This window comes from Providencia sp. PROV174 (assembly GCF_028480685.1).
Taxonomy (GTDB): Bacteria; Pseudomonadota; Gammaproteobacteria; order Enterobacterales; family Enterobacteriaceae; genus Providencia; species Providencia rettgeri.
Window position 1 is genome coordinate 87,830 of record NZ_JAMPOT010000014.1, and the last position, 25,543, is coordinate 113,372.

Annotated in this window: 22 protein-coding genes; 10 read left to right on the forward strand and 12 right to left on the reverse strand. The window is 41.9% G+C overall.

Annotated elements, in window-relative coordinates; translation table 11 throughout:
• The first annotated feature begins 117 nt into the window (after positions 1-117).
• The 4 genes from adk (at position 118) to PSE60_RS13315 (ending at position 4,572) form a co-directional block, all read left to right on the forward strand.
• Complete coding sequence (gene adk / locus PSE60_RS13300) at positions 118-762, forward strand: adenylate kinase (protein WP_210838678.1); 645 nt, start codon at positions 118-120, stop codon at positions 760-762.
• 182 nt (positions 763-944) lie between these two features.
• Entirely contained in the window at positions 945-1,910 is a 966-nt protein-coding gene (hemH, locus tag PSE60_RS13305) for a ferrochelatase (RefSeq protein WP_272665710.1), read from the forward strand.
• A gap of 123 nt (positions 1,911-2,033) precedes the next feature.
• On the forward strand, positions 2,034-3,152 hold the full coding sequence (gene wzz(fepE), locus PSE60_RS13310) for an LPS O-antigen length regulator Wzz(fepE) (protein ID WP_272665711.1): 1,119 nt from the start codon (positions 2,034-2,036) through the stop codon (positions 3,150-3,152).
• A gap of 106 nt (positions 3,153-3,258) precedes the next feature.
• Positions 3,259-4,572 carry an inosine/guanosine kinase gene (locus PSE60_RS13315; protein ID WP_004913614.1) on the forward strand — a complete coding sequence of 438 codons (1,314 nt, stop codon included), beginning with the start codon at positions 3,259-3,261 and terminating at the stop codon, positions 4,570-4,572.
• 340 nt (positions 4,573-4,912) lie between these two features.
• On the opposite strand, the gene eutH is transcribed toward PSE60_RS13315, so the two are convergent.
• Positions 4,913-6,163: an ethanolamine utilization protein EutH gene (eutH, locus tag PSE60_RS13320; RefSeq protein WP_272665712.1), complete on the reverse strand. Its 1,251-nt coding sequence runs from the start codon at positions 6,161-6,163 to the stop codon at positions 4,913-4,915.
• 22 nt (positions 6,164-6,185) lie between these two features.
• Positions 6,186-7,625 carry an FGGY family carbohydrate kinase gene (locus PSE60_RS13325; RefSeq protein WP_272665844.1) on the reverse strand — a complete coding sequence of 480 codons (1,440 nt, stop codon included), beginning with the start codon at positions 7,623-7,625 and terminating at the stop codon, positions 6,186-6,188.
• Positions 7,626-7,866: 241 nt separating this feature from the next.
• Here PSE60_RS13325 and PSE60_RS13330 point away from each other — a divergent pair, with 241 nt between their 5' ends.
• The 4 genes from PSE60_RS13330 to PSE60_RS13345 all read left to right on the forward strand — a co-directional run bounded on the left by PSE60_RS13330 (position 7,867) and on the right by PSE60_RS13345 (position 11,771).
• Complete coding sequence (locus tag PSE60_RS13330) at positions 7,867-9,267, forward strand: NAD(P)/FAD-dependent oxidoreductase (RefSeq protein WP_272665713.1); 1,401 nt, start codon at positions 7,867-7,869, stop codon at positions 9,265-9,267.
• Positions 9,264-10,493, forward strand: a complete 1,230-nt coding sequence (locus PSE60_RS13335; RefSeq protein ID WP_272665714.1) for an FAD-dependent oxidoreductase — start codon at positions 9,264-9,266, stop codon at positions 10,491-10,493. Before PSE60_RS13330 ends, PSE60_RS13335 begins: the two co-directional genes overlap by 4 nt.
• Positions 10,494-10,528: 35 nt before the next feature.
• A complete protein-coding gene (locus PSE60_RS13340) occupies positions 10,529-11,305 on the forward strand; it encodes a DeoR/GlpR family DNA-binding transcription regulator (RefSeq protein ID WP_272665715.1) in 777 nt (258 codons plus the stop codon).
• 118 nt (positions 11,306-11,423) lie between these two features.
• Complete coding sequence (locus PSE60_RS13345) at positions 11,424-11,771, forward strand: DUF1937 family protein (RefSeq protein WP_210837654.1); 348 nt, start codon at positions 11,424-11,426, stop codon at positions 11,769-11,771.
• 235 nt (positions 11,772-12,006) lie between these two features.
• Here PSE60_RS13345 and ybaL read toward each other — a convergent pair whose 3' ends face one another.
• Both ybaL and PSE60_RS13355 read right to left on the reverse strand, forming a co-directional pair.
• Complete coding sequence (gene ybaL, locus PSE60_RS13350; RefSeq protein WP_004913598.1) at positions 12,007-13,758, reverse strand: YbaL family putative K(+) efflux transporter; 1,752 nt, start codon at positions 13,756-13,758, stop codon at positions 12,007-12,009.
• A gap of 286 nt (positions 13,759-14,044) precedes the next feature.
• Positions 14,045-15,268: an MFS transporter gene (locus tag PSE60_RS13355; protein ID WP_272665716.1), complete on the reverse strand. Its 1,224-nt coding sequence runs from the start codon at positions 15,266-15,268 to the stop codon at positions 14,045-14,047.
• Positions 15,269-15,526: 258 nt separating this feature from the next.
• Here PSE60_RS13355 and ushA point away from each other — a divergent pair, with 258 nt between their 5' ends.
• Positions 15,527-17,191, forward strand: a complete 1,665-nt coding sequence (gene ushA, locus PSE60_RS13360; protein ID WP_004913593.1) for a bifunctional UDP-sugar hydrolase/5'-nucleotidase UshA — start codon at positions 15,527-15,529, stop codon at positions 17,189-17,191.
• 60 nt (positions 17,192-17,251) lie between these two features.
• Here the strand turns inward: ushA and PSE60_RS13365 are convergent, their stop codons facing one another.
• The 5 genes from PSE60_RS13365 to copA form a co-directional block, all read right to left on the reverse strand.
• Positions 17,252-17,581, reverse strand: coding sequence for a hypothetical protein (locus PSE60_RS13365; protein ID WP_272665717.1), 330 nt, complete (start codon positions 17,579-17,581; stop codon positions 17,252-17,254).
• The gene (gene ybaK / locus PSE60_RS13370; protein WP_272665718.1) at positions 17,553-18,026 is read right to left on the reverse strand and encodes a Cys-tRNA(Pro)/Cys-tRNA(Cys) deacylase YbaK; all 474 of its coding nucleotides are present in this window, start codon (positions 18,024-18,026) and stop codon (positions 17,553-17,555) included. The genes PSE60_RS13365 and ybaK overlap by 29 nt, the downstream gene beginning before the upstream one ends.
• Before the next feature lie 21 nt (positions 18,027-18,047).
• Positions 18,048-18,851 (reverse strand): TraB/GumN family protein, encoded by an 804-nt coding sequence (locus PSE60_RS13375; RefSeq protein ID WP_210837640.1) that lies wholly within the window; start codon positions 18,849-18,851, stop codon positions 18,048-18,050.
• 156 nt (positions 18,852-19,007) lie between these two features.
• Positions 19,008-19,589, reverse strand: a complete 582-nt coding sequence (locus tag PSE60_RS13380; RefSeq protein WP_272665719.1) for an HdeD family acid-resistance protein — start codon at positions 19,587-19,589, stop codon at positions 19,008-19,010.
• 187 nt (positions 19,590-19,776) lie between these two features.
• The gene (gene copA, locus PSE60_RS13385; RefSeq protein ID WP_272665720.1) at positions 19,777-22,710 is read right to left on the reverse strand and encodes a copper-exporting P-type ATPase CopA; all 2,934 of its coding nucleotides are present in this window, start codon (positions 22,708-22,710) and stop codon (positions 19,777-19,779) included.
• A gap of 118 nt (positions 22,711-22,828) precedes the next feature.
• Here copA and cueR point away from each other — a divergent pair, with 118 nt between their 5' ends.
• Positions 22,829-23,239, forward strand: a complete 411-nt coding sequence (cueR, locus tag PSE60_RS13390; protein WP_272665721.1) for a Cu(I)-responsive transcriptional regulator — start codon at positions 22,829-22,831, stop codon at positions 23,237-23,239.
• Here cueR and PSE60_RS13395 read toward each other — a convergent pair.
• From PSE60_RS13395 to PSE60_RS13405, 3 genes are read right to left on the reverse strand one after another with little or no spacing between them, the layout of a single operon-like run.
• Positions 23,193-23,672 carry an NfeD family protein gene (locus PSE60_RS13395; RefSeq protein WP_272665722.1) on the reverse strand — a complete coding sequence of 160 codons (480 nt, stop codon included), beginning with the start codon at positions 23,670-23,672 and terminating at the stop codon, positions 23,193-23,195. The genes cueR and PSE60_RS13395 overlap by 47 nt on opposite strands.
• Complete coding sequence (locus PSE60_RS13400) at positions 23,669-24,613, reverse strand: SPFH domain-containing protein (RefSeq protein WP_109912071.1); 945 nt, start codon at positions 24,611-24,613, stop codon at positions 23,669-23,671. Before PSE60_RS13400 ends, PSE60_RS13395 begins: the two co-directional genes overlap by 4 nt.
• 13 nt (positions 24,614-24,626) lie before the next feature.
• A complete protein-coding gene (locus tag PSE60_RS13405) occupies positions 24,627-25,484 on the reverse strand; it encodes a co-chaperone YbbN (protein ID WP_272665723.1) in 858 nt (285 codons plus the stop codon).
• Positions 25,485-25,543 lie beyond the last annotated feature (59 nt).

Consider the following 25,543-nt stretch of genomic DNA (forward strand, 5'->3'; position numbering starts at 1 on the left):
AAAAAAGATAAATGCGAAATCGTTTACGTGTGTTCTTGAGTAAAGCAGCATGCTAATGGTATGGTAGCTTGTTTTCTTTTCAAATTATAAAAATCTAAATAGCAAGGGGTTTACGCAATGCGTATCATTCTGCTTGGCGCTCCAGGCGCTGGTAAGGGCACTCAAGCTCAATTTATTATGGAAAAGTTTGGGATCCCTCAAATTTCAACAGGTGACATGTTACGTGCCGCTGTTAAATCAGGGAGCGAACTCGGCTTACAAGCTAAAGAGCTGATGGATAACGGTAAATTAGTTACTGATGAATTAGTTATCGCATTAGTTAAAGAGCGTATCAAACAAGATGACTGCCGCAATGGCTTCTTGTTGGATGGGTTCCCTCGTACAATCCCACAAGCGGACGCGATGAAAGAAGCTGGCATCACTGTTGATAACGTACTGGAATTTGCTGTACCAGACGAAATCATTGTTGAGCGTATCATTGGCCGCCGTGTACATGCGCCATCAGGCCGTGTTTATCACATCAACTTTAACCCACCAAAGGTTGAAGGCAAAGACGATGTAACAGGTGAAGAACTAACCATCCGTAAAGATGACCAAGAAGACACCGTGCGTAAGCGTCTGGTTGAATATCATGCATTAACTGCACCTTTAATTGCGTATTACCAAAATGAAGCTAAACAAGGGAATACCAAGTACTTCAAATTAGATGGTACACGTAAAGTGGCAGAAGTTAGTGAAGAACTGGCGAAAATCTTAGGTTGATATTTGTACTTACTATGCTTTGTGTTGCAGTAATCGTAACTGCAATTCGAATTATTTTAAGTATAAAGGTATTATATGAGGGCAGCGATGATCGCTGCCTTTCTTTTTTATACCACTTGGTGACAAAAATCGTTAATTAACTGTGCTAAAGTTGGGAATAATTATCAATTAGGAGTTGTTTCATGTCAGAAAAAAAATACGGCATTTTGTTAGCAAACTTAGGAACCCCTGATGCCCCAACAACCTCAGCAGTGAAACGCTATTTAGCCGAATTTCTTAGTGATAAACGCGTTATTGATGTACCGCGCTTGATTTGGAAGCCAATTTTACATGGGGCGATTTTGCCTCTTCGCTCTTCTAAAGTGGCGAAGTTATATAAGTCTATTTGGTTAGAAGGCGGCTCGCCATTACTGGTTTATTCTTTGCGTCAAAAACAAAAGTTAGCAGAGTTATTGCCTAATATTGCTGTAGAGATAGGCATGAGCTATGGTTCTCCTTCAATTAAAAGTGCGGTGGATGGTTTGCTAGACCATGGTGTTACTGACTTAGTGGTTCTTCCGCTGTATCCACAATATTCCTGCACGACAACCGCAGCAGTTTATGATGCATTAACCAGAGCGTTTGAAAGTAGACGTACCATTCCAAGCGTGCAATTCATTCGTAGCTATGCGACACATCCTGCTTATATTCAAGCGTTAGTGGCCTCGATAGACGAAAGCTTTGCCCTGCATGGTGAACCCGATAGACTTATATTGTCGTTCCATGGTATTCCACAGCGTTATTGCGATACAGGTGATATTTACCAGCAAGAGTGCGAAAAAACGGCAGAGGCACTCCGTGAGGCGTTGAATTATCCAAGTGATAAAGTCATGCTCACCTATCAGTCACGGTTTGGACGTGAGCCTTGGTTGATGCCTTACATGGATAAAACTATGCATGAATTACCCTCCCAGGGTGTAAAATCCGTTCAGGTCATTTGTCCAGGGTTTTCAGTTGATTGCCTAGAAACATTAGAAGAAATTAGCGAACAAAATAAAGAATTTTTTATGAGTAGTGGCGGTAATAAATATAATTACATACCGGCTTTAAATGATAATCCAAATAGCATTCATATGATTAATTCAATAATTCAAGATGTACTAAAATAACTAATTCAGCAAATTAATGCAGAAAAGTTTGCTTATCGATATATCAATAGGCTCATTATGGACTATAATCACTTATCTGAAATTATAAATGATTGAATAAATGTTATGTCTTTTGGAATTAATATGAGCAATAAGCAGCCCCCACAAGGTAATATAGAGCAGAAGTCGTCTTCTGCTCATCAATTTCATATACAACAAAACGATGAAATTGATTTAATGGCCTTGTTTTCCATTTTGTTAAAACATAAATTTTTGATTCTTATATTTACGATTGTTTGTATTGCAGTAAGTGCTGGTGTTGTTAAACTCTTACCTCAAAAATGGAGCAGTACTGCTATTGTTATTCCCCCTGCATCTGAAGAGCTCAAAGAAGTTAATGCATTTAAAGCGCAATTGGATGTATTAGATGTTCCTGTTGATCTAAGTGCTCAACGTGTTTTTACTGCATTTATTGACCAATATCGTTCGAAAGTTAATCAAGAAAGTTATGTGAGAAGTACTGAGTATTACCATAACCTTGCAGAGAAAATTGACCCAAAAGATGATGTTATCGCTCAGCAAAGGCTAGTGAATTCAATCATTTCAAATGATATTAAAATTCAAGATCTGTCAAAAGAAAAAAACAGTACTTCAAATGATATTGTTTTAAGCTTTACTGCGCCGTTGCCGACAGAAGCCCAAGATTTACTTGAAGGCTATATTCGTTATAGTGCATCGAAAGTAAGGCAACAGCTAAAAGTTGAAATCGATAATATGATTTCAGAGAAACTTATTTATGCCAGTGAGTCACTAAAACGCGAAGTCAGCAAAATTCAAACTGAATACGATGTTAAGGTTGAAAGGCTTAAACGAGCCGTTGATATTGCAAAAGCCGCTGGAATTGAAAAACCGATTGCCAGCGAATCTGTTGCTATCAATGATGACCCTGATTACCCTATTGCGTTGGGGACTGAAGCTTTAGAGAAAAAATTACTGATTGAAACTCAAAATCGTGATTTAGCATTGATGAGCGAAAACCTACAAAACCGTAAGATTTATATTGATGATTTACAAGAGCTAACTAGTAAAGAGTTAGATTTTACGCCGGTTAAATTTATTTTAACGCCAGACTTACCATTGCATAAAGATTCACCTAAATCAGCGTTGATTGTTGCATTAAGCGCCATATTAGGTTTAATTTTGAGTTGTGCATTTGTGTTAAGTCGAGAGCTTTACCGCGATTATAAATATCAAAATCAGTAAAATTACCGCCAAATGACAAACAATGGAGCCAGTGCCTTCTTTGCAGGTGCTGGCTTTATTTTATCGTGCTAGAATAGGGCGATGTTCCATTGTTAATCTTCTAATTATGAAATTCCCCGGTCAGCGCAAATCAAAACACTATTTTCCTGTTAGTCTCAGAGATCCTTTATTACAGCCTTTAAAAGAAACATTGGCAGATGATGAGAATTGTAAGTCCTATATCGTTGGTATCGACCAAACATTAGTCGATATTGAAGCGAAAGTGGATGACGATTTCATTCAGCGCTACCAGTTGAGTAAGGGGCATTCACTAGTTATTGAAGATGATGCCGCCGAAGCTTTGTATAAAGAGCTCACAGATAATGCATTGATTACTCATGAGTTTGCTGGTGGAACGATTGGCAATACCTTGCACAATTATTCGGTATTAGCGGATGACAGGTCTGTTTTATTGGGCACAATGTGTAATAACATCCAAATTGGTAGCTATGCATATCGCTACCTGTGCCATACCTCAAGCCGTATGGATTTAAATTTTCTACAAGGCGTGGATGGGCCTATTGGGCGCTGTTTTACCTTGATCACTGAAAATGGCGAGCGAACTTTTGCTATCAGCCCTGGCCATATGAATCGCTTGCACCCAAATAGTATTCCAGAGGATATTATTGCGGGGGCTTCTGCATTGGTTTTAACCGCTTATTTAGTCCGTTGTAAACCCGGAGAAACCATGCCTGATGCGACTATGCAGGCTATTGCGTATGCGAAAAAGCACAATGTTCCCGTTGTGTTGACGCTTGGAACAAAATTTGTCATCGCTCAAGACCCTCAGTTCTGGCGTGATTTCTTAGCGGAACATATTTCAGTCGTTGCAATGAATGAGGACGAAGCGCAGGAACTGACAGGGCTGAGTGACCCATTACTCGCCTCTAATATGGCATTAGACTGGGTCGATTTAGTTTTATGTACAGCGGGTCCATCAGGCTTGTATATGGCCGGCTACACTGAGGACGCTTATAAACGTACGACGCAGCACCCACTATTACCAGGTGCGATTGCAGAATTTAACTTATACGAGTTTAGCCGAGCAATGCGCCAACAAGATTGCCAAGTTCCATTACGTATTTTCTCTCATATTGAGCCTTATATGGGCGGGCCTGAAAAAATAATGAACACGAATGGGGCGGGAGATGGGGCTTTATCGGCATTACTTCACGATATTACTGCCAATTCTTACCATCGTTCAAATGTACCGAATTCCAGTAAACATGAACGCCAATACTTAACATATTCCTCTTTAGCTCAAGTATGCAAATATGCTAACCGTGTGAGTTATCAAGTATTAACTCAGCATTCACCTCGTTTGAGTCGTGGCTTACCTGAAAAAGAAGATAGTTTAGAAGAGTCTTATTGGGAACGTTAAAACGAAATAATTCTTATTTGAATTAATGATGTCAATTTTAAGGCACTTCAATATAATTGTTATTGAGGTGCTTTTCTTTTTAAACAATTATTCTGATGAATTGTTGCTACTAAATTTTATTAATTGAGATCATTATTTACCTTCCGGTTATGTATCTATAAATAATGTAATGGTTAATGATGACTAATATAGATATCCATATGATGGGTATAATATTAATAATGGATGAGAGTTTGAGTTAATTTCAGACTAATAAATAAAAGCTGTATGCTACTTTATGAGTATTCATATTTGGCATACAGCTAATTATTTTTAAATATATAAGTATGGTTAATATTAATTAATGTTGTTTAGCAACAGCGAGCTCACTTTCTTCTTTGACTATTTCAGCTGCTTTTGTATCTTCAGCTTCATAACGCATCGCCTGTGGTACTGAGATTTTAATCGCAATAAATACTGCTAAGAAGCCGCCTACCAACTTGCCCAGTAAAATAGGTAAAACGAGAGTAGGTTGGAAGTTGGCGGTGAAGGCAAGATGATCCCCGATGGTCGCTTGTGCACAAACACCAAATGCCACACATAATACTTTATCCCTCGCTCGCATTTCTTTGAATAAGTGATAAGTAGCGATAATGTTTGCCATAACCATAATAAAACCTAAAGAACCCGTATCACTCAGTTTTAAACGGTTACTTAGTGCACGGACTAAAGGCTTGCAGTAGCGTTGGAACAGATAACAAATGGGGAATGTGCCCGCTAACATGATACCGATATAACCCGCAATTTCGATGGCACGGAATAGTTCATTTTGGTCAGCAAACAGTGGGTCAAAGCCCCATGCGCCGAACATTTTGGTAAATACACCAGTAAAGTGTTCAACAATGGAAAATGCTAAGACTAATTTGACGAATGCATCCATGATTTTACCGAAAATCAGGAAGCCCGTTACCATTAACATCGGGCGATATTTTAGCCCTGCGGCTAATAAAAAACAGAATACAAACAACGGCATCAGGTATTGCAACATGGTAAAGAAATCTAAGGTTAATTGGTGTGTCGCCGGTGAGTTTGTGGAAATAATGTCCCTTACAGGAATATTATTGAATGTAATTAGCAGTAATGAAGCCAATACGCCAAATGGTATGGAGATCAACCCTGCCATTGCACCAAGTGCAAGGTATTTATGATCTTTACGATTTAGCATTGTTAGCCCCACAGGGATCAGATAAACAATGGTGGCCCCAGAGGTGTAACCGATCAACATTGCAGTGATCCACATATCTCGATTAGTTGTTAGTGCATCGGCTAGTTGGTAACCGCCCATATCAACTGCAATAATTGATAAGGCTGCAATAGAAACGTCTGAGCCGACAGAGGAAAAGACCGGTCCAAGAATGTAAGAGATTAATTGCGAGAGTAACGGAACAGCAGCCATGATCCCGGCTTGAGCGAGAAACACGGGACCAATAGAAAAGATCCCGTTAACAAACTCTTTTCCAAGATCGCTGGCGGGTCTAACAATGGATGCGACAGCACCAATAATGGCGCCACACATAATTAAATAAATAATGTAATTTCCGAATTCAGCCATAGTAGGGTTTCCTTTTATTATTTTAGTGTCTTAATTGGCGAGAACGGGCAATGATGTCGCGATATTGTTCCATCACACCTTGCATATTCGTCCCATCAGGATGTGTCACGGTTGAATTGCGTCTTACCGCCATTTCATGAGTGATCCCGATACCTTTTCGAGCTAACAAGGCGGCGCCTAATGCGGTTACTTCACGGTTTGCTGGTGCTTCAATGTTTTTTTGTAATAAATTAGCTAAAAATTGCTTAAAATATTGATTTGAAGAGAGTCCTCCATCGACTGAGATTGACTGGCCTAGCGGTGAAATTTTTTCCATTGCAAAAATAACTTCAGCGGAGCGTGCGGCTATGCCTTCCAAAACCGATTGCATCATGTCTTTTTTGTCGGTATCTAATGAAAGCCCCGCCCAAAGGCCTGCAGCACTGCGATCCCAGTATGGACACCCTAAACCGGATAACGCAGGGACAAAGGCTAGGCCGCGTTTAATAGCGGATTCTGCCCTGAAATCCCCGAGCTCATCAAACGAGTCAAATAAACCGATTTTGCGAGCCCAATTGATGGCAGATGCTGCGTTGTAGACGCCGCCATCTAAGCCAAATACAGGGGGCTGATTGGGAAACTTCCAACAGAGTGTGGGCAATAAACCGCTGTCATGAGTTTGTGGAATATCGGTGCCAGTCAGTGCTTGCAAGAACGCGCCTGTACCGAAGGTGATTTTGGCATCACCTTTCTCACGACAACCATGGCCGAATGTGCCGGCAAATTGGTCAACAATAATGGCCGTGACTGGGGTAAGGTGCCCATCGAGATTGATAGCGCCAAAGTCACCAATGTTGTCTTTAATTGGCGGCAAGCAATGGATGGGGACTCCAAAAATGTCACATAGCTCTTGGTCCCATTCCAACGTATGAATATTGAGTAATGAAGTTCGAGACGCCGAGTTATAGTCGGTGACAAATACGCCACATATACGGTCAAGAAAAAAAGCATCCATTGTACCGATGCGTAATTTATTTTTATCCGCTAACGTTTTCGCACCGACAACATTGTCAATAATCCAGCCCATTTTGCTGGCAGAAAAATAAGGGTCGAGAGGTAAGCCTGACTTAGATTGTACCAGCGGCTCTAACCCAGCCTCCTTGAGCATTGAGATGGTTTTTTCTGTTCGCAAGTCTTGCCAAACAATCGCGTTGTATAAAGGGCGCTTGCTGTCCGCGTCCCATGCGACAATGCTTTCACCTTGGTGACAAAGCCCAATAGCATCAACGACTTCACAGCTATGTAAGCATTTAATGATGTTTGCCAGTATTTCCTCTGGGTCGTGTTCAACCCAACCACTATTCAGCGTGATTTGTTTATGAGGAATGCTCATAGGGGAGTGGTAATGGCCGCCTTCTTCAAAGACAACGACCCGGGTTCCCGTTGTTCCCTGGTCGATAGCCGCATAACGTTGATTGAGCATCACAGTATTCCCAGTGTTATAAATGTTGTAAATAGGTCTGTTTTTTTGCTTACTATCGTTTAATCGGAAATAAAATCCACAAAAAACTCACAGTAAGTTTCACTAATGTGACAAAAATCACAATAAAGTAACAATGTGAGTAAATTTTTGGTTACTGTTGTGCTTTGTGTTGTTTTAATTATTGTGATTGTGGGAATTATGTGGTTTTATGTGTGCAAGTTTTAAGTTAAGGATCTCAGCCATGGATATTAATAATAAAAAAATTTGGGATGTCATTGTCATCGGCGGTGGTGTCATTGGCTGTGCTGTGACACGTAAATTCACACTAATGGGAGCCAACACGTTGTTACTTGAACGTGGTGGTGACATCCTTTCGGGAGCAAGTAAGGCAAATAGTGCGCTATTACATACCGGTTTTGACGCCACACCAGGGAGTCTAGAACTTGAGTGCATGCAAGAGGGGTATCGTGAATTCATTGCAATCAGAGAAAAAATGAATTTACCTCTTCTTGAAACGGGGGCATTAGTGGTTGCATGGAATGATGAGCAACTCAGTAAATTGCCGGCGATAGTAGAACAAGCACACACTAACAATGTATTAGATGTGGCAATTATTGATAAAGAAGAGCTATATCGCAGAGAACCCCATTTAGCACCAGGGGCACTTGCGGCTGTTTCTGTGCCAGGTGAAGCGGTTATTGACCCATGGAGTACGCCACTTTCGTATTTAACCCAAGCAGTAAAACATGGGGCTGAATACCGTTTTCATTGTGAGGTCAGCAATGGAACACTCAATGATGGAGTATGGCGTTTAACCACATCAAAAGGTGAGTTTTCTGCCCGTTTAGTCATTAACTGCGCAGGAATTAATGGGGATATTGTCGAATCAATTTGCCACCCATCACCGTTCCAAATAAAACCACGTAAAGGGCAATTTCTTGTTTATGACAAAGCGGCAGCAGCGGATATCAATGCGATTATCCTACCAGTGCCGACCGCTATCACAAAAGGTGTATTGCTATCGAAAACCATCTTCGGCAACCTCTTGCTTGGCCCTACAGCGGAAGAACAAGATGACCGTTGGAAAGCAGAGGTAAAACAAGAAGTGCTTGAGGACTTAATTGCCCAAGGTTCTCGTATGTTACCTTCATTGCACAATTACAGTGTGACCGCAACCTATGCGGGGTTACGCCCTGCAACAGAAGAAAAATATTACCGCATTAATGGTTACCCAGAAAAACAGTGGATATGTGCAGGGGGAATTCGTTCCACAGGTTTAACCTCGGCCTTAGGGGTGGCAAGCTATCTTGGTAAATTGTACCAAGAAAATTTCACACCGCTTTTTGAACTATCACCACCAGAAGCGCTGATTTGGCCAACTATGCCAATGATTTCTGAATATCATCAACGGGATTACCAATGCAAAAGTAATGGCGGTATTGTTTGCCATTGTGAATTAGTGACTCAACGGGAGATTGAAGCCGCATTTGATTCGGACATTCCTCCTGAGTGTTTAGGGGCTTTACGCCGCAGAACGCGAGTAATGATGGGACGCTGTAATGGGTTTTATTGTAGTAGTCAGGTGGCTGAAATTATTAATGGTCGCTTCGACCACACATTGGCAGTGGAGGCCGTAAAATGAGTGTAAATTATGATGTTATTATCATTGGCTCGGGCCCTACCGGTGCAGCTGCGGCACAAGCACTACGTCGCCGTGGTGTACAAAATATCGCCATTATTGAACGTGAAGCCCATGCTGGTGGCGTTCCACGTCACTGCCAGCATCCAACTTTTGGCATTTTAGCCTTTAAACGGCCGATGAAAGGCAACCAGTTTGCTGAAAAAATTGTCAATCAACTGGGAAACACACCGATTTTCACCCGTAGTACAGTGACCGCGTTACAACCTAATGGGAAATTAACCGTTTCAACACCAGAAGGTCTTGTTGAAATGCAAGCTAAACGAGTTTTGATAGCGACGGGGGTAAGAGAAACACCTCGCCATCCGCGCTTAGTTTCAGGCTTGCGGCCACAAGGAATTTTAACCGCAGGGGCATTACAGCAATTTGTTTATTTAAATGGTAAGAAGCCTTGCCGTAATCCCGTGATTGTAGGCAGTGAATTAGTGAGTTTTTCTGCGCTATGGACACTAAAAAACGCAGGCGTTAAAGCCCAAGCGATGATTGAAAGTGGTGAGCGGATTTTAGCTTTTAAACCCGCGACTTTATTTGCTAAAGCGATGGGAACCCCCGTTTATTTGAATAGTAAAATTACTGAAATTGGCGGTTTAGATCGCGTGGAATATGTGGTTGTTGAAACCGAAGGTAAAAGCCACAAAATTATGTGTGATTCGGTCATTTTTACGGGGCAATTTGTTGGTGAAAATACGTTAATCCGTAAAAGCCATTTGAACTTTGATGCGGCGACAGGAAAACCGGTAACAGACCAGTATGGGCGTTGCTCTGATACTCGCTACTATGCCGCTGGCAATATGTTGCACCCGGCCGATATGGGTGATCAATGCTATCAAGAAGGCTTGGTGATCGGAGAACGGATAGCAGATGATTTACTAGCGAATCATCATCAACAACAATTGAAAGTGGCTCAATGTATTCCTGTGCAGTTTGACCCGAAAATTTGTTTTAGTGTTCCAGCGTGTATTGATATGGATAATTTATCAGTGCGACAAATTGATTTTAATATCAAAGTTGAACAGCCAGTGAACGGAACTATTCGTGTTATGGCAGGGAATACCCTGTTATATGAAAAACGCCATCGCTGTTTACCAACACGACGTATTTTACTGAAAAATATTGATTTAACAAAAATACAGCAGGAAGCTACTGAAATTAGTATCACTGTTGTATAGTGCTGGAAAGTTAAATGGTTAAGAAGGATTAAACTATGTGTGAGGGACGTTCCTCAAAAGTACGTCATCAAACTATCATTGAGCTGCTTTCTACTCAAGGGCAGGTTTACGTACAGGATCTTGCTAAGCATTTTAATGTCGCGCAAGAAACCATCCGTCGTGACCTTAGTAAGCTTGAAACACAGAAGTTACTGAAAAAAGTCCATGGTGGGGCTGTCAATATTCAATCAAAATTTGAGCGTAATTTTACGGAAAGAGCACAAGCCGCGGTTGATGAGAAAAAAGCGATTGCGGCGAAAGCGGCTGAGCTGATTAAACCTGGAGACACATTATTTATTGATTTTGGCACAACCACCTTTGAATTTAGCCAAAGAATCAAATTGATTGATAACTTAACCGTTATTACAAATTCGCCGTTATTGGCAAATACGTTACAAGAAAACTCAACTATCGAAACGATTTTGATTGGTGGGCAATTTAATGCAGCGCAAAATGCGTGCTTAGGCGCTATTGCACTAAAAAATATTGCTGAATTTTTTGCTGATTACGCAGTGATTGGGGCAGGGGCGATACACGCATTACATGGTGTGATGGATCAACATGTCGATGAAGCGGCAATCGCACAAAAGATGATGGAAAACAGCGATAAATTAATGGTGTTAGCGGATGGCACGAAAGCGAATAAACATGCGATTAATTTTGTGACAAGTTGGGAAAATATTGATTATTTAGTGACAACCAGCAAAGAATTTAAATTACCTGAAGGTAAAAAACATCCTAAAACGAAAATTATTGTTGCGGACGTTGAATAAGTCTTTAATTCTATAAATTAAACTTTAACTCTCCCTGTGGAAAATAATTAATTATTTTTCATGGGGTTACTTTAACTAAAAAATGTTCATTGAAAATTAACAGCACCTAGGAAAGATTATGAGCCTTTATTTTATTGCTTGTCCTTATTCAGACCCCGATAGCAATGTTGTAGAAATGCGCTTTGCTGAATGCACAAAATTTGCAGCAGAACTGGCGCTTAAAGGTATCGCTACCTATAGCCAAATCACGATGACCCACCCAATTAACCAATACCTTGCTTCTCAAGGACAAAAAGTCGCATGGTCTTCTATTGATATGGAATTTCTAAAGCGGTGTGATGGTTTAATTGTGCTGACATTACCTGGCTGGGAAAAAAGCGGTGGTGTTGCAGCTGAAATTCAGTTTTTTAAAGACCAAGGGTTGCCAGTTTGGACTGGGGATGAGTTTATCGCTCACTCGTCATAATTCACGTTGATGCGTTGTTGGCTTCGCTCAGTTCCTCTAGGCACATACTTGTGTATGTTCTTAGGGATATCTTCTCTTGCCGCCTAGCTTCAGCGCGAATTATTTAGAGTGAACGATGAGGGAAAGTAAAACTGAAGATAAACTATCTAGAGTGGATAGAAATAATAAGCGTATAAATTTCAATGTAATAAAAAAGGAAGCAATTGCTTCCTTTTCGTATTAATGGAAATAGAGGTTAATGAGCGGGTTTTAGATAATCATCTAAACTTTTGCCTTCACCTTTTTTATCATTGTCACCATCAATCATATCATCGATAGAACAACCGAACTCTTCCACATCATTGCACATTAATGTCGCCATTGATTTTGCGATTTCATGTTCGCCAATAATGATATGGTCTGCACCTCGTTCTTTAATAAAGCTGACTTCATCATCATAATGGGCACGAACAATCACAGTGACATCTGGGTTCATTTCTTTCGCGGTTGCGACAATTTCACCGGCTTCATAACCATTAGGGATAGTTAAGAGCAATGTTTTGGCGCATTCAATACGGGCAAGGCTAATAATTTCTCTATTGGCACCATTACCTAAGATTGCGCTAAAGCCATTTTCAGCAAGTTCTTCAAACCGAGAGCGGGTATCTTCAACAACGACAACCGGGATTTCCCTTCTACGCAGTTTATCTGCAAGCATGCCTCCCACGCGACCATAACCGACGATGATGGCGTGACCGCAGATATCGACAGGAACTTGGGTTTCTTCTTCCAGAGTTTCCTCCAGCAGTTGTTCTTCGATAGTTTCAGTTTTCTCAAGGTACTTATCTAATAAGCTAAATAACACAGGATTCAGCATAATAGAGACAATTGCACCCGCTAACACCAGGTTTTGCGCGTCTTTATCCATGACGCCTAGGGTTAACCCCATTCCGGCTAAGATAAAGGCAAACTCACCAATTTGCGCAAGACTAACAGAAATGGTTAACGCGGTTCGCCGTGAATGGCCAAACATCCTAACAAGTACCAAGGCAGCTGCGGATTTACCAATAATAATAATGGCGAGAACAGCTAAAATTCCCAGAGGCTGCTCAATTAATACGACTGGGTCGAACAGCATCCCAACTGATACAAAGAACAGTACGGCAAAGGCATCACGTAATGGCAGTGTATCTTGTGCGGCACGATGGCTGAGCTCAGACTCGTTTAATACCATCCCTGCGAAGAATGCACCAAGGGCAAATGAAGCATCAAAAATAGCCACAGCAGCATAGGCAATGCCTAATGCGAGTGCGAGAACAGCAAGAGTGAATAGCTCACGAGAACCTGTTGATGCGGTACGCGATAAAATCCATGGGATCACTTTACGACCCACAACAATCATAATGAATATGAATAGAACAACTTTACCAATTGTCCATGCAAGGCCTAATGCGAGCTCACTGAAGCTAGCATCATCCGTATTCATAATAGCTGCCGCCGCAGGCAGTAGAACGAGTGTTAAGACCATCGCTAAGTCTTCAACAATCAGCCAGCCTATCGCAATTTGCCCACGCTGACTTTCAATCAATTGACGCTCTTCTAATGCACGAAGTAATACGACGGTACTGGCTGTTGATAAACACAGGCCAAATACAACACCTGTAAATATTCCCCAGCCAAATAACATCGACAGGCCAAGACCCAGTAAGGTTGCTACTGCGATTTGAGCAATAGCTCCGGGAATTGCGATAGCTTTAACAGCAAGTAAATCTTTTAATGAGAAATGTAGGCCTACCCCAAACATCAGTAAGATAACACCGATTTCAGCAAGTTCAGGTGCCAGTGCTGCATCAGCAACAAACCCAGGGGTAAATGGGCCTGCTAGGACACCGGCTGCAAGATAGCCAACTAAAGGGGAAATTTTTAATCGCTGTGCAATCATTCCCAACAAATATGCAAGGGCGAGACCACCAACAATGGTTGTGATTAAGGGCGTTGAATGCTCCATTTAGTCTCCTCTGGTTAGTATAAAAATAGAAAGGTGGGTACATGCCGTTGACTTTTAAAATGAGGCCTTCATTTTAAAATGCAAATTGCATGTTTTTATATTCTAACTTTTTTTGAGATAAATTTCCTTAAAAAAATGAAATGTTTTTAAAAAAAATGCAGGGTAAAGGAGCTAAATCGTTACAAGCTTTGTGTTTGTGAGATTTTTATCTGAAATTTATCGAGATTATGGAAGGAAAGACCCATACTTATTTTTAGGTAAGTATGGGTAAAATAAGAAAATAAATCTATTTGTTGCCAATATTTGGTAGCAATACTGTAAAAATCCCAAGTAATGGTAAGAAAGCACAATAATGATAAACCTGTTCAATACTGGTCTGGTCTGCGATATGGCCTAAAACTGCCGCACCAACACCTCCCATACCGAATGCTAATCCGAAGAACAACCCTGATACCATGCCGGTTTTACCGGGGATCAGCTCTTGTGCGTAGACTAAAATAGCCGAAAATGCGGAGGCTAAAATCATACCAATGATGACGGTAAGTACCCCAGTCCAATAGAGGGATGCATAGGGTAAAATTAAGGTAAATGGTGCAACTCCAAGGATTGAGAACCAAATAACGTATTTACGTCCTATTTTGTCACCTATTGGTCCGCCAATCATAGTACCAGCAGCAACTGCAAATAAAAAAACAAACAAATGAATTTGCGCATTTTGCACAGAAACACCAAACTTATCTATCAAATAAAAGGTGTAATAGCTGCTGATGCTCGCCAAATAAAAGTATTTTGAAAAAATCAGAATTAACAGTACTGCCAAAGAGCCAATAATTGTCTTTCGTGGTAAGACTTTAACATTCCCTGCATCGATTGGTTTCTTACTTGCAGCACGGTGTTGTTGTTTGTACCAGCTGCTGACTTGCAACAAAATAACAATCGCAAGCAGGGCTGCAAGCGAGAACCAACCAATGTTGCCTTTTCCATATGGTTCAATAATCAGTGCTGCAAGTAGTGGCCCAAGGGAGGCGCCTAAGTTACCACCGACTTGGAAAAAGGATTGCGCCAGACCATGACGACCGCCTGAAGCCATACGTGCCACACGAGAGGATTCAGGATGGAAGACAGAAGAACCGGTTCCAACCAATGCGGCTGCAAGTAATATGGTCGGGAAGGTTTCTGCCATCGCTAACAAGATTAGCCCCGTTAGCGTGAAGCTCATTCCTATTGGCAAGGAATAAGGTTGTGGATGTTTGTCTGTATAGTAGCCAATAATTGGTTGTAACAATGATGCGGTAATCTGATAAGTAAGGGTTATCATCCCGATTTGGGCAAAACTCAGTGAAAAATCAGATTGTAATAAAGGATAAATCGCTAAGATTAGTGACTGGATCATGTCATTAAGTAAATGAGAGACACTGATCGCCGTTAGGATACTAAAGACCGTTTTCCCTGTTTTATTTAATGGCTTTGACGGGCTTGGGTTGTTGGGTGTTGTGGTTTGCTCACTCATGTCATTATCAACTTTCTGTGTTACATAATTGTTATCAATATAACTGAAATACAATTTATTTAAATGAATAAATAAATCACGTGAATAACTAGTGTTCGTAAATTATTTGATGGTGATCTCATTTTTATGAAACGAATTTCTTATTCTGCAATAGGTATCAAATCCTGCTCATATTTTTATGCTATAAGACAGCAGGTAGTGACAAACTATAATCTAATATGACTGTATAAAAATTCCTATACCAGCAGGGAGAAATGTATGAAGTTTGCATTTAAGGCATGCGCATTAACGGTATCGTTAGCGTTAATACCCGCAACTATGGCAAATGCGTGGGAAAAAGACAAAACATACAATATTACCATTTTGCATACCAATGACCATCACGGCCACTTCTGGCATAACGACCATGGCGAATATGGTTTAGCGGCGCAAAAAACGGTAGTTGATGAAATTCGTGACGAAGTCGCTAAACAAGGCGGCAGTGTTTTACTGCTCTCTGGTGGTGATATTAATACCGGTGTACCAGAGTCTGATTTACAAGATGCAGAACCCGATTTTAAAGGAATGAACTTAGTCGGTTACGATGCAATGGCATTAGGGAACCATGAGTTTGATAACCCACTTGAGACTTTGCGTCAGCAAGAAAAATGGGCAACTTTTCCGTTCTTATCTGCCAATATTTATCAAAGCAGCACAGGTAAACGCCTTTTCAAACCTTACCAAATCTTTGATAAACAAGGTGTGAAAATTGCGGTTATGGGGCTGACAACCGACGACACAGTGCGTATCGGTAACCCTGCCAATTTCCCTGATGTCGAATTCCGTGTGCCTGCGGACGAAGCCAAAAAAGTGGTTGAAGAGCTTCGTGCAACAGAAAAACCAGACATTATCATCGCAGCCACTCATATGGGGCACTATGATGATGGTAATCATGGTTCGAATGCTCCGGGCGATGTAGAAATGGCGCGCAGCTTACCGGCTGGCTATTTAGATATGATAGTGGGTGGTCACTCACAAGACCCTGTTTGTATGTCTCAAGAAAAGAAAAACTACAAACAAGAAGACTATGTACCAGGTACACCGTGTGCGCCAGATAACCAAAATGGAACTTGGATTGTGCAAGCCCATGAATGGGGTAAATATGTTGGTCGTGCAGATTTTGAATTTAAAAACGGCAAGTTTACGCTGAAACACTACCAGTTAATCCCAATTAACTTGAAGAAAAAAGTGACAAAAGAAGATGGGACTAGCGAGCGTGTTTACTATACACAAGAAATTGCTCATAACCCTGACATGATGAAATTATTGACACCTTATCAAGAAAAAGGTGACAAGCAATTGAGTGTTAAAGTGGGCTCAGTTGAAGGTAAACTTGAAGGTGATCGCAGTAAAGTGCGTTTTGTGCAAACAAATATGGGGCATCTTCTGTTAGCCGCACAAAAAGAACGTGCTGGGGCTGATTTTGCAATTATGAGCGGCGGTGGTGTTCGTGACTCTATCGAAAGTGGCGATATCACTTATAAAGATGTGCTCAAGGTTCAACCGTTTGCTAATGAGTTAGTTTATGTTGATTTCAAAGGGGATGAAGTTATCCCATACTTGACCGCAGTTGCGAATATGAAACCGGATGCAGGTGCGTATGGCCAGTTCTACAACGTGAACTTAACGCTGAATAAAGATGGCACGATTAGTGATGTCAAAATTGATGGTAAGCCTGTTGACCCGGCTAAAACGTATCGTATGGCAACGTTGAATTTCAATGCGATTGGTGGTGACGGTTACCCGAAAATTGACAACCATCCTAACTACGTTAATACCGGTTTTGTCGATGCGGAAGTGCTCAAAGGGTATATTGAAAAACATTCCCCGCTGAAAGCGGCAGATTATGAGCCAAAAGGTGAGATTATTTATAATAATAAATAATTAAATCATTATTACCTTGAAAGCCTCACTGCTCGCGGTGGGGCTTTTTATCGTCATTATTTAGAGCAAAAAAACATGAGCGACTAAATGAGGGCCTTCATAAATATCAAATGAATGATAATGTAATAAATATTCATGAGGCGCATGTTCAACAAGAAAACGCACAGTTCCTCGGCTTATTTGTCGATTATGGCTATTGCGTAAATGAAACGCTAGCTGGAATATCACACTCCAAGATTCATCGGGTTTGAGGCTGAAACGAGCAACAGCATAATAAGGCCCAATTGCTGGCGGCTGTTGCCTACCACCTTCTTGAGCCGATAACCATTCAATCGTTGCTGCGACTGTCACGGGTTTAATATCATTTACGTATTTCAGCGAAGGTTGCATTCAGTACTTTGGCGAGATCGTTAGGAGCAAGTTCAATATCTAAACCACGTTTTCCACCTGAAACGAACATACTGGCATATTGCTGAGCTTGGTCGTCAATGACTGTTGGTAAGCGCTTTTTTTGACCTAATGGGCTAATACCCCCAAGCAAATATCCCGTTGTTTTTTGAGCGATTTGTGGGTCCGCCATTTCAACTTTTTTGACTTTAAACACTTTGGCAACCTGTTTTAAATCTAATTGCCCTGAAACAGGTGTTACGGCTACGGCTAATGTTTTTTGATCGCCATTGAGTGCGACTAATAAGGTTTTAAACACTTGCTTGGCATCTAACCCAAGTTTTCGTACTGCTTCATCACCAAAGTTACTTTCATTTGGGTCGTGATCGTAGGGGTGTAATGTGAAGGAAATTTTTTGTTTTTCGAGTAATTTTACGGCTGGGGTCATTTTGAGCCTTCTATTTATAACTTAGTTTCGCAAATATTCTACCAGACTATTTTCACCAAACAGGTGTAACGCACCAACGGCGACCACATAGTTACCATCAGGGAGTGATCTAAGCTGCTCGTTCCAATTCGCATTTCGTTGCTTCATCAATACCTGATAAATGTCTTCGCTAAAGGTATTGGGTAAAGCGGTACGATTATTGGGTTGGTAGTCTAACCACCAGCCTATCATCGTTTGTAGCGAGCGTGCATTTGCACGCCAGTGGTTCAGCGAGTCTTGTAATAACGCTAACCCATTATTAGGCAAAGAAAGCAGCAATTCAACTTGGGAGGCGGTGCCTTCTAGTTCAATAATTGGTTTGAGTTGTGATTGCGCATTACGGATAAGTTGGTAGTCAATGCCGTAGTGGCCTCTTAGCCCGAGTTCTTGGGCTTGGGTTGCTTGCAAAATCAGGGCAATTTGCCATGAGGGTAAGGTATCAAAGCGTTCGGGGGATTGGCGGAGCTCTAAACAATATTGTTGAAAAAGATGATATTCATCACGAGTTAGCCGTTGCTCGACAGGGAGAAACTCAGTGATATCATCATTAGGAAATGGAGAGTGAGTTTCAGTGATATCCGCCTCAACAATCAAGGCATCTGCGAGATTAAGTTTGTCTAATAATGTGGCAGACAAAGGAAACATCGTTTCTGTTCCCATGTGAATGCTACCCACAATGTGCAATTTCAGCTTTTTTGATAGCCGAATATCAACAGCAGGGTAAGGGTAAACCGGAGCGGTTTCTGTATGAAGCCAATTCTTTAAATTTTCAAACAAGTTACCCACGATTTCGTCCCTGCGTTATTTCTCATTTTATTAGGGTAAACAATCTTACTGTAATTTGCGAATGCTCATCGTTGATTACGCATTTTTTAGCCGATTGGTGTCATCGTGGAGGCGAAGTAAAGTAGAAAAGTGCCCCTATTAAGGGGCACGATGGGGTTAATTATTTTTACTAATACCTTTAAATACACTGAGTAACGTGAATAAGCTAAAGGAACTAAACACCATTTCGATGCCAATTAAGGTTGTCAGTAAGGTAATTGATGTAATTGGGCCATTACCGATGAGTAAATAGGCAATAAAGAAATCTAATAGGCCAATAATGATTTGTAGCCAGCCGCCAGCTGAGCTAATTTGTTGGAAGCCGACATACAACCGAATAACCCCGCCGACGATAAATAAAGCCGCGACTAAAATAGCCAACGCGACCAGGCTCTGCAACGGGTCTTTAATGAAAGAGTAGCCGACAATAATATAAATAAGACCAATGATAAAACCAAATAGCCGAGACCAACCGGTATAGATCACGGTACTTAGAATGCTTACTATCGCGCCAACACCACCAATAATCAGGAGCACACCCAGTACGGTACTGACAGCGATACCTGATATCATTGGGTTGATGATACAAAAAATTCCGCCCGCTAATAATAAAATGGATAATATCACCAAAAATGTACGTTGTTTTTTAAACTCTTCACCCGCAAGTTTGGCAAGTTTCTCACGATCAATATTAAGCATTTTGCTCTCCAAATATGAAATAACTAACTATTTACTAGTATAGGCTTAGCTTGATATTAATGACATATAAGATAATGCGATTTTTACTTAGTATGAAAATGAAGTGTTGCAGCGAGAAGGTTTAGAGATAAACAGTATCTATCATTAAAAAGAGGGAGGAACATGGGTTTCTCCCTCTTTTTGGTTATTATTTTTCAGGTTTAAACCGTAACAAGCGGTTTGCGTTACTGACCACAGTAATTGATGATAAGGCCATTGCGGCACCAGCAACGACAGGGTTTAGTAATGTTCCCGTTATTGGGTACAAAATACCAGCGGCAATCGGGATACCTAACGTATTGTAAACAAAGGCACCAAACAGATTCTGCTTCATATTACGCAGTGTTCCTTTTGAAATAGATACCGCATCGGCAACACCATGTAAGCTTTGGCGCATCAAGGTAATCGATGCAGTTTCAATAGCTATATCACTGCCGCCACCCATCGCAATACCAACGTCAGCTCGGGCTAGAGCAGGGGCATCATTGATGCCATCACCCACCATTGCAACTTTGTGCCCTTTGGCTTGCAAGGCTTCAATTGCGGCAGATTTACCATCTGGCATAACGCCTGCAATCACTTCATCAATACCTGCTTCTTTGGCTATCGCGTTAGCGGTTACTGGGTTATCTCCGGTTAACATGACTAAACGGAAACCTTGTTTGTGCAACCGTGCCAGCGCACTTATGCTGTCTTCACGTAATGGGTCACGGATAGATAACAGTGCGGCAACTTTACCATCAACAGCCAGTAAGACGGGAGTGACACCTTGAGTGGCTTGTTGGTGTAAGATTTCTTCAATATCACGGGTATCAATATTATTTTGTGATAACAGTTTTTGGTTACCTAATAAAATAGTTTTCCCATCAATTATTGCGCTAATACCTAACCCTGCTAAGGTTCTAAACTGCTCATTAGCAGGTAGTGTTAAGCCTTTTGCGCGATTTAAAACAGCGCGAGCCAGTGGGTGATTAGAACCATTTTCTAATGAAGCGGCAAACTGTAAGGCGGTGTCTTGTTCGAACCCATTAAATACATGGATATCAGTAACTTGTGGCATACCTTCAGTCAATGTGCCTGTTTTATCAAAGACAATGGTATCTAACTCACTTGCTTGCTGTAATGCATCTGCATCGCGCACTAACACGCCAAATTCAGCCGCACGGCCCACGCCAGAAATAATCGACATTGGCGTTGCAAGGCCTAGTGCACAAGGACACGCAATAATTAAAACGGTTGTGGTAATAACAAGTGCGTAAGTAATTTGTGGTGCAGGCCCAACAAAGTACCAAATCGCACCTGAAATTAAGGCGATAGCCACAACTACCGGTACAAATACGGCAGAAATACGGTCAGCAAGTTGGCCAATTTGTGGCTTACTACTTTGTGCTTGGCGAACAAGGTGAATAATGCGCGCTAAAGTCGTTTGGCTGCCAACAGCAGCGGCACGAAATAGCACGGTACCATCTTGTACCACAGTTCCCGCATGGACTTGATCCCCTTTACTTTTTTGCTGCGGGATCGGCTCACCTGTTAGCATGGCTTCGTCTAACCAAACCTCTCCTTCGACAATTTCACCATCAACAGGGACACGGTCACCCGTTGCTAAGCGTAAAATCATTCCTTTTTTGACTTGCTCGAGCGGCATATCCACTTCGCCTTGTTCTGTGACAACACGGGCCGTTGGCGGTGTCAGGTCTAGTAAGCGTTCAAGGGCTTTGGATGAGCGTTGGCGAGCTCGTTGTTCTAAGGCATGACCTAGGTTAATAAGACCGATGATCATGGCACTGGCTTCATAATAAAGGTGTCTGGCTTGGTCTGGGAACCATTCAGGCCAAAGATTCACCACAATAGAATAGAGCCAAGCCGCCCCGGTTCCTAGCGCGACTAAGGTGTCCATGGTCGCACTGCCATTTTTTAGGCTTTGCCATGCATTTCGATAAAAGTGCCCACCTGCAAATACCATGACCGCAAGGGTTAATACACCAATGGTAAGCCAAATGGTATGGTTTTGCTCAGTCAGCACCATGTTATCGCCCATCATCCCCCACACCATCACAGGGATACCAAGGGCAAGTGCTAATGCTGATTGCCAGCGGAAGCGGCGCATATTGGCTTGCGCAACCTCCTGTTGGCGCTCACGGCGTTTAGCTTCATCTTGAATGATTTCAGCACCATAACCTGCTTTAACAACCGCAGCGATTAAATCATTTGGTTCAGCGCTTCCGGTGACTAACGCGCTACGCTCAGCTAAGTTGACACGTGCATTTTCAACGCCCGGTACGCTATTTAAGGCTTTCTGGACTTTGTTGACACAACTAGCACAGGTCATGCCATCAAGCAGTAACTGTACACTGTCATCTATTGGGCTAATTTCAGGTTGTTCACCTAAATCAGACTCTTGTGCCGGGATCTCACAGATTGCCGCTGAATCAGCTTCCGGCTGTTCAGTTGTAGTACTCAGCGGCTCAGCTTTTGGGTGAGATTCACCCACAGTTGCTTGGTAGCCAACCGCTTGAACCGCAGCAATTAGGGATTCTGCGGATGCCGTACCTTGGACAACAGCGGTTTGGGTATCGACAGTTGCACTTTGAGCACCATCAACTGCTTCTAGCGCTTGCTGTGTTTTAACGGCACATTTCATGCAACTTAGACCCGAAAGGGCTAAAGAGATCGCTTTTGTTTGGGCGAGTTCTGCGTTGTAACCCGCTTGTTGAACAGCGGCGATTAACGTTTGTGCATCAGCAGAACCGTACACTTTGGCGCTGGTGGTATCGACAACGGCAGCGGCAACGCCATCAACCTCTTCGAGTGCTTTTTGTGTTTTACCCGCACATTTCATACAATTGAGGCCTGAAAGCTGTAACTCGACATCAGGAGCTGTAGCCACTTCAGCTTCATAGCCTGCATCAACGATGGTTTTAATTAAATCAGCCACATTGGTATCACTTTCCATCACGGCATAATCGATACTCACTTTTAAGTTAGTGACATCACCACGTCCTTCGAGCGCTTTAGTGACTGAACCGACACAGTGCATGCAGCTTAGTCCCTGTAATTTTAAAATAATCATGTTACTCATTTTGCAGCCTCCAAACCCGTTTGATGTATTGGGTCTATAACTTTATCTACAATTAGGTCTATAATTCGACAATATGTAAAGGTTACACCTTCCAGCAAGGTTAAGGTCAAGAGGAATTATGAATATTAGTGAAATTGCCAAAAAAACGGGCCTAACTGCAAAAGCAATCCGTTTTTATGAGGATAAAGGTTTAATTACGCCACCTGAAAGAGGGGAGAACAGCTACCGCTATTATCAGGAGCGCCATCTAAACGAACTCGTGTTGCTCAAACAGGCAAAAGATGTGGGTTTTACCTTGGATGAATGTGGCGAATTATTAGGTTTATTTCGCAACCCTACCAGACATAGTGCTGATGTAAAAACGACAACGATAGCCAAGATAAATGAAATAGAGCAGACAATCGTTAAATTGTCTGCTATTCGAGATACATTACAAGAGCTCGTGGACGTATGTCCTGGGGATGATGGTGCGGATTGCCCGATTATTGACCACTTGGCGCGTGGATGTTGTCATCATGAGAAGGCTTAACCTGCAAGGTGATACCGTCTACTGCGATGACGACCACTTCTGTATTGGCGCTTAATGGCGTGTCGCTATACACGCGCCAACTACCATCGGCAAGGCGTACTCGGCTAAAGCCTTCTTCGGTATCTGACAACAAACGGCCTTTCACACCGATGAGTTGATGACTGATTTGATTGACGTTATCTGCCTTGTTTTTTTGCTTGTTCCTCAACCAGTTGCGCCATAATACAGCAGAGACAACGGTAAAAATGGCAAACAAGATCCCTTGCCACTCCCAACCGATGAATGGCAGAGCCCAAACGATAACGCCAACAAGCACCGCAGCAATACCCGACCATAAAAGATAGCCTGCGGTACCAAGAAGTTCACCAATCAGCAATAGCCCACCAAGACATAGCCAAAACCATGCGGGTTGAGCACTGATAAGCTCTATCATTCTTTTACCTGTTTTTTTATGGCACCGGTTTTCTTGCTTTCACCGATTAGCTCAGTAATCCCACCAATTGCGCCCATTAAGTTACTGGCTTCTAATGGCATCATGATGACTTTGCTGTTTTCGGCAGAACCAATACTAGTCAGTGCATCAGTGTATTTTTGCGCCACAAAGTAGTTAATCGCCTGCATATCACCAGCGGCAATCGCTTCAGATACCATTTGTGTTGCTTTTGCTTCCGCTTCTGCTGCTCTTTCGCGTGCTTCGGCTTGTAAAAATGCGGATTGGCGTTCACCTTCAGCTTTGAGAATTTGTGACTGTTTTTCACCTTCAGCTTTTAAAATTGCTGCTTGGCGGATACCTTCAGCTTCAAGAATATCAGCCCGTTTGGTACGTTCAGCTTTCATCTGCGCATTCATCGCACTAATTAATTCTTTTGGTGGCTTCACGTCACGAATTTCGATACGGGTAATTTTGACACCCCAAGGGTTAGTTGCTTCATCCACCACGTGTAATAAACGGCTATTAATGGAATCACGTTGTGATAACATTTCGTCCAGTTCCATAGAACCTAATACGGTACGAATATTTGTCATGGTTAAATTTAGTACGGAAAGCTCAAGGTTGCTGACCTCATAGGCCGCACGTACTGGGTCAACGACTTGAATAAAGCAGACCGCATCAATAGTGACGTTGGCATTATCGCGAGAAATAACTTCTTGAGATGGGATATCGAGGACTTGTTCCATCATATTGATGCGACGGCCAATTTTGTCCATAAATGGCACAATAATATGCAAGCCTGGTTGTAGCGTACGGGTATAGCGGCCGAAACGCTCAACTGTCCATTGAAAGCCTTGCGGTACTGTTTTAACACAGGTAAAAACAATAACGACAGCGACAAAAATGATAATCGGTATTGCACCAAAGGCGAACAAGTCCATATTTAACCCTTAATTAGTAAAGTAGTGAATATACTTGGCGACGGTATTTACTGGCAATGGCATCACCGGTTCCCATGGCAGACATAATATCCATCATGGTTTTTCTCACTGCGCCGTCACCTGCACCCAAATCGGTACGTAAAAAGCCGAATAACATTTCTAGCGCTTCTTCGTTGCGGTTCACTTCATGCAGTTTTAGGGCTAATTGAACAGCTAACGTTGTATTTTGCGGATCTTGATTGAATTCATCTTGCAATTGCTGAATTTCAGGGGTGTCCGCAGCTTGTTTTAATAATTCAATTTGTGCAATTAAACCTTGGTAGCGGCTGTCTTTATCCTGTAATGGGACAGCTTCTAAAGTAGCTTGTGCGTCATCAACAAGATTTAAACCGATTTGGGTTTCTGCCAATAATAATGTGATTTCGCTATTTTTGGGGTTCAGCTGATGCGCTTCTTTTAACAATGGCAGTGCTTCTTGCGCTTTACCTTCTGCAATTAATTCAGCAGCTTGTGCTGCTTTCATTTCTTCTGGGCTTGGCAGCACGCGAGATAAAATTTCCAGCACGACCTCTTCGGGTTGTGGCCCTTCAAAGCCATCAACAGGACGACCATTTTGCAATACATATACGGTAGGGATCGCTTTTAAGCCAAACTGACTGGCGATCATTTGTTCTTCATCACAATTAACTTTAGCTAAAATAAATGACCCTGCGTAGTCGTTGGCAATTTTTTCCAACATAGTACCGAAATCTTGGCAATGAGGGCTACGCGGTGACCAAAAGTAAAACATGACAGGTAAGTTCATTGATTGTTCAATGACTTGGTGTAGGTTGGTTTCGTTAATATCAATTATCTGAGCGTTAGCAAACATAAGAAGTCTCTTTTGAATTTGTTATCAATAGAATTTTTGAGCGATAGTAATAAAATGGG

What these genes read in the sequence shown, in the direction of transcription:
- PSE60_RS13340 (WP_272665715.1), top strand. Translation starts at nt 10,529, where the DNA reads ATGTGTGAGGGACGTTCCTCAAAAGTACGTCATCAAACTATCATTGAG.
- PSE60_RS13345 (WP_210837654.1), top strand. Translation starts at nt 11,424, where the DNA reads ATGAGCCTTTATTTTATTGCTTGTCCTTATTCAGACCCCGATAGCAAT.
- eutH (WP_272665712.1), bottom strand. Translation starts at nt 6,163, where the DNA reads ATGGCTGAATTCGGAAATTACATTATTTATTTAATTATGTGTGGCGCC.
- adk (WP_210838678.1), top strand. Translation starts at nt 118, where the DNA reads ATGCGTATCATTCTGCTTGGCGCTCCAGGCGCTGGTAAGGGCACTCAA.
- PSE60_RS13330 (WP_272665713.1), top strand. Translation starts at nt 7,867, where the DNA reads ATGGATATTAATAATAAAAAAATTTGGGATGTCATTGTCATCGGCGGT.
- PSE60_RS13325 (WP_272665844.1), bottom strand. Translation starts at nt 7,625, where the DNA reads ATGCTCAATCAACGTTATGCGGCTATCGACCAGGGAACAACGGGAACC.
- PSE60_RS13315 (WP_004913614.1), top strand. Translation starts at nt 3,259, where the DNA reads ATGAAATTCCCCGGTCAGCGCAAATCAAAACACTATTTTCCTGTTAGT.
- ushA (WP_004913593.1), top strand. Translation starts at nt 15,527, where the DNA reads ATGAAGTTTGCATTTAAGGCATGCGCATTAACGGTATCGTTAGCGTTA.
- ybaL (WP_004913598.1), bottom strand. Translation starts at nt 13,758, where the DNA reads ATGGAGCATTCAACGCCCTTAATCACAACCATTGTTGGTGGTCTCGCC.
- PSE60_RS13405 (WP_272665723.1), bottom strand. Translation starts at nt 25,484, where the DNA reads ATGTTTGCTAACGCTCAGATAATTGATATTAACGAAACCAACCTACAC.
- cueR (WP_272665721.1), top strand. Translation starts at nt 22,829, where the DNA reads ATGAATATTAGTGAAATTGCCAAAAAAACGGGCCTAACTGCAAAAGCA.
- PSE60_RS13400 (WP_109912071.1), bottom strand. Translation starts at nt 24,613, where the DNA reads ATGGACTTGTTCGCCTTTGGTGCAATACCGATTATCATTTTTGTCGCT.
- PSE60_RS13395 (WP_272665722.1), bottom strand. Translation starts at nt 23,672, where the DNA reads ATGATAGAGCTTATCAGTGCTCAACCCGCATGGTTTTGGCTATGTCTT.
- copA (WP_272665720.1), bottom strand. Translation starts at nt 22,710, where the DNA reads ATGAGTAACATGATTATTTTAAAATTACAGGGACTAAGCTGCATGCAC.
- PSE60_RS13335 (WP_272665714.1), top strand. Translation starts at nt 9,264, where the DNA reads ATGAGTGTAAATTATGATGTTATTATCATTGGCTCGGGCCCTACCGGT.
- PSE60_RS13365 (WP_272665717.1), bottom strand. Translation starts at nt 17,581, where the DNA reads ATGCAACCTTCGCTGAAATACGTAAATGATATTAAACCCGTGACAGTC.
- hemH (WP_272665710.1), top strand. Translation starts at nt 945, where the DNA reads ATGTCAGAAAAAAAATACGGCATTTTGTTAGCAAACTTAGGAACCCCT.
- ybaK (WP_272665718.1), bottom strand. Translation starts at nt 18,026, where the DNA reads ATGACCCCAGCCGTAAAATTACTCGAAAAACAAAAAATTTCCTTCACA.
- PSE60_RS13380 (WP_272665719.1), bottom strand. Translation starts at nt 19,589, where the DNA reads ATGCTTAATATTGATCGTGAGAAACTTGCCAAACTTGCGGGTGAAGAG.
- PSE60_RS13355 (WP_272665716.1), bottom strand. Translation starts at nt 15,268, where the DNA reads ATGAGTGAGCAAACCACAACACCCAACAACCCAAGCCCGTCAAAGCCA.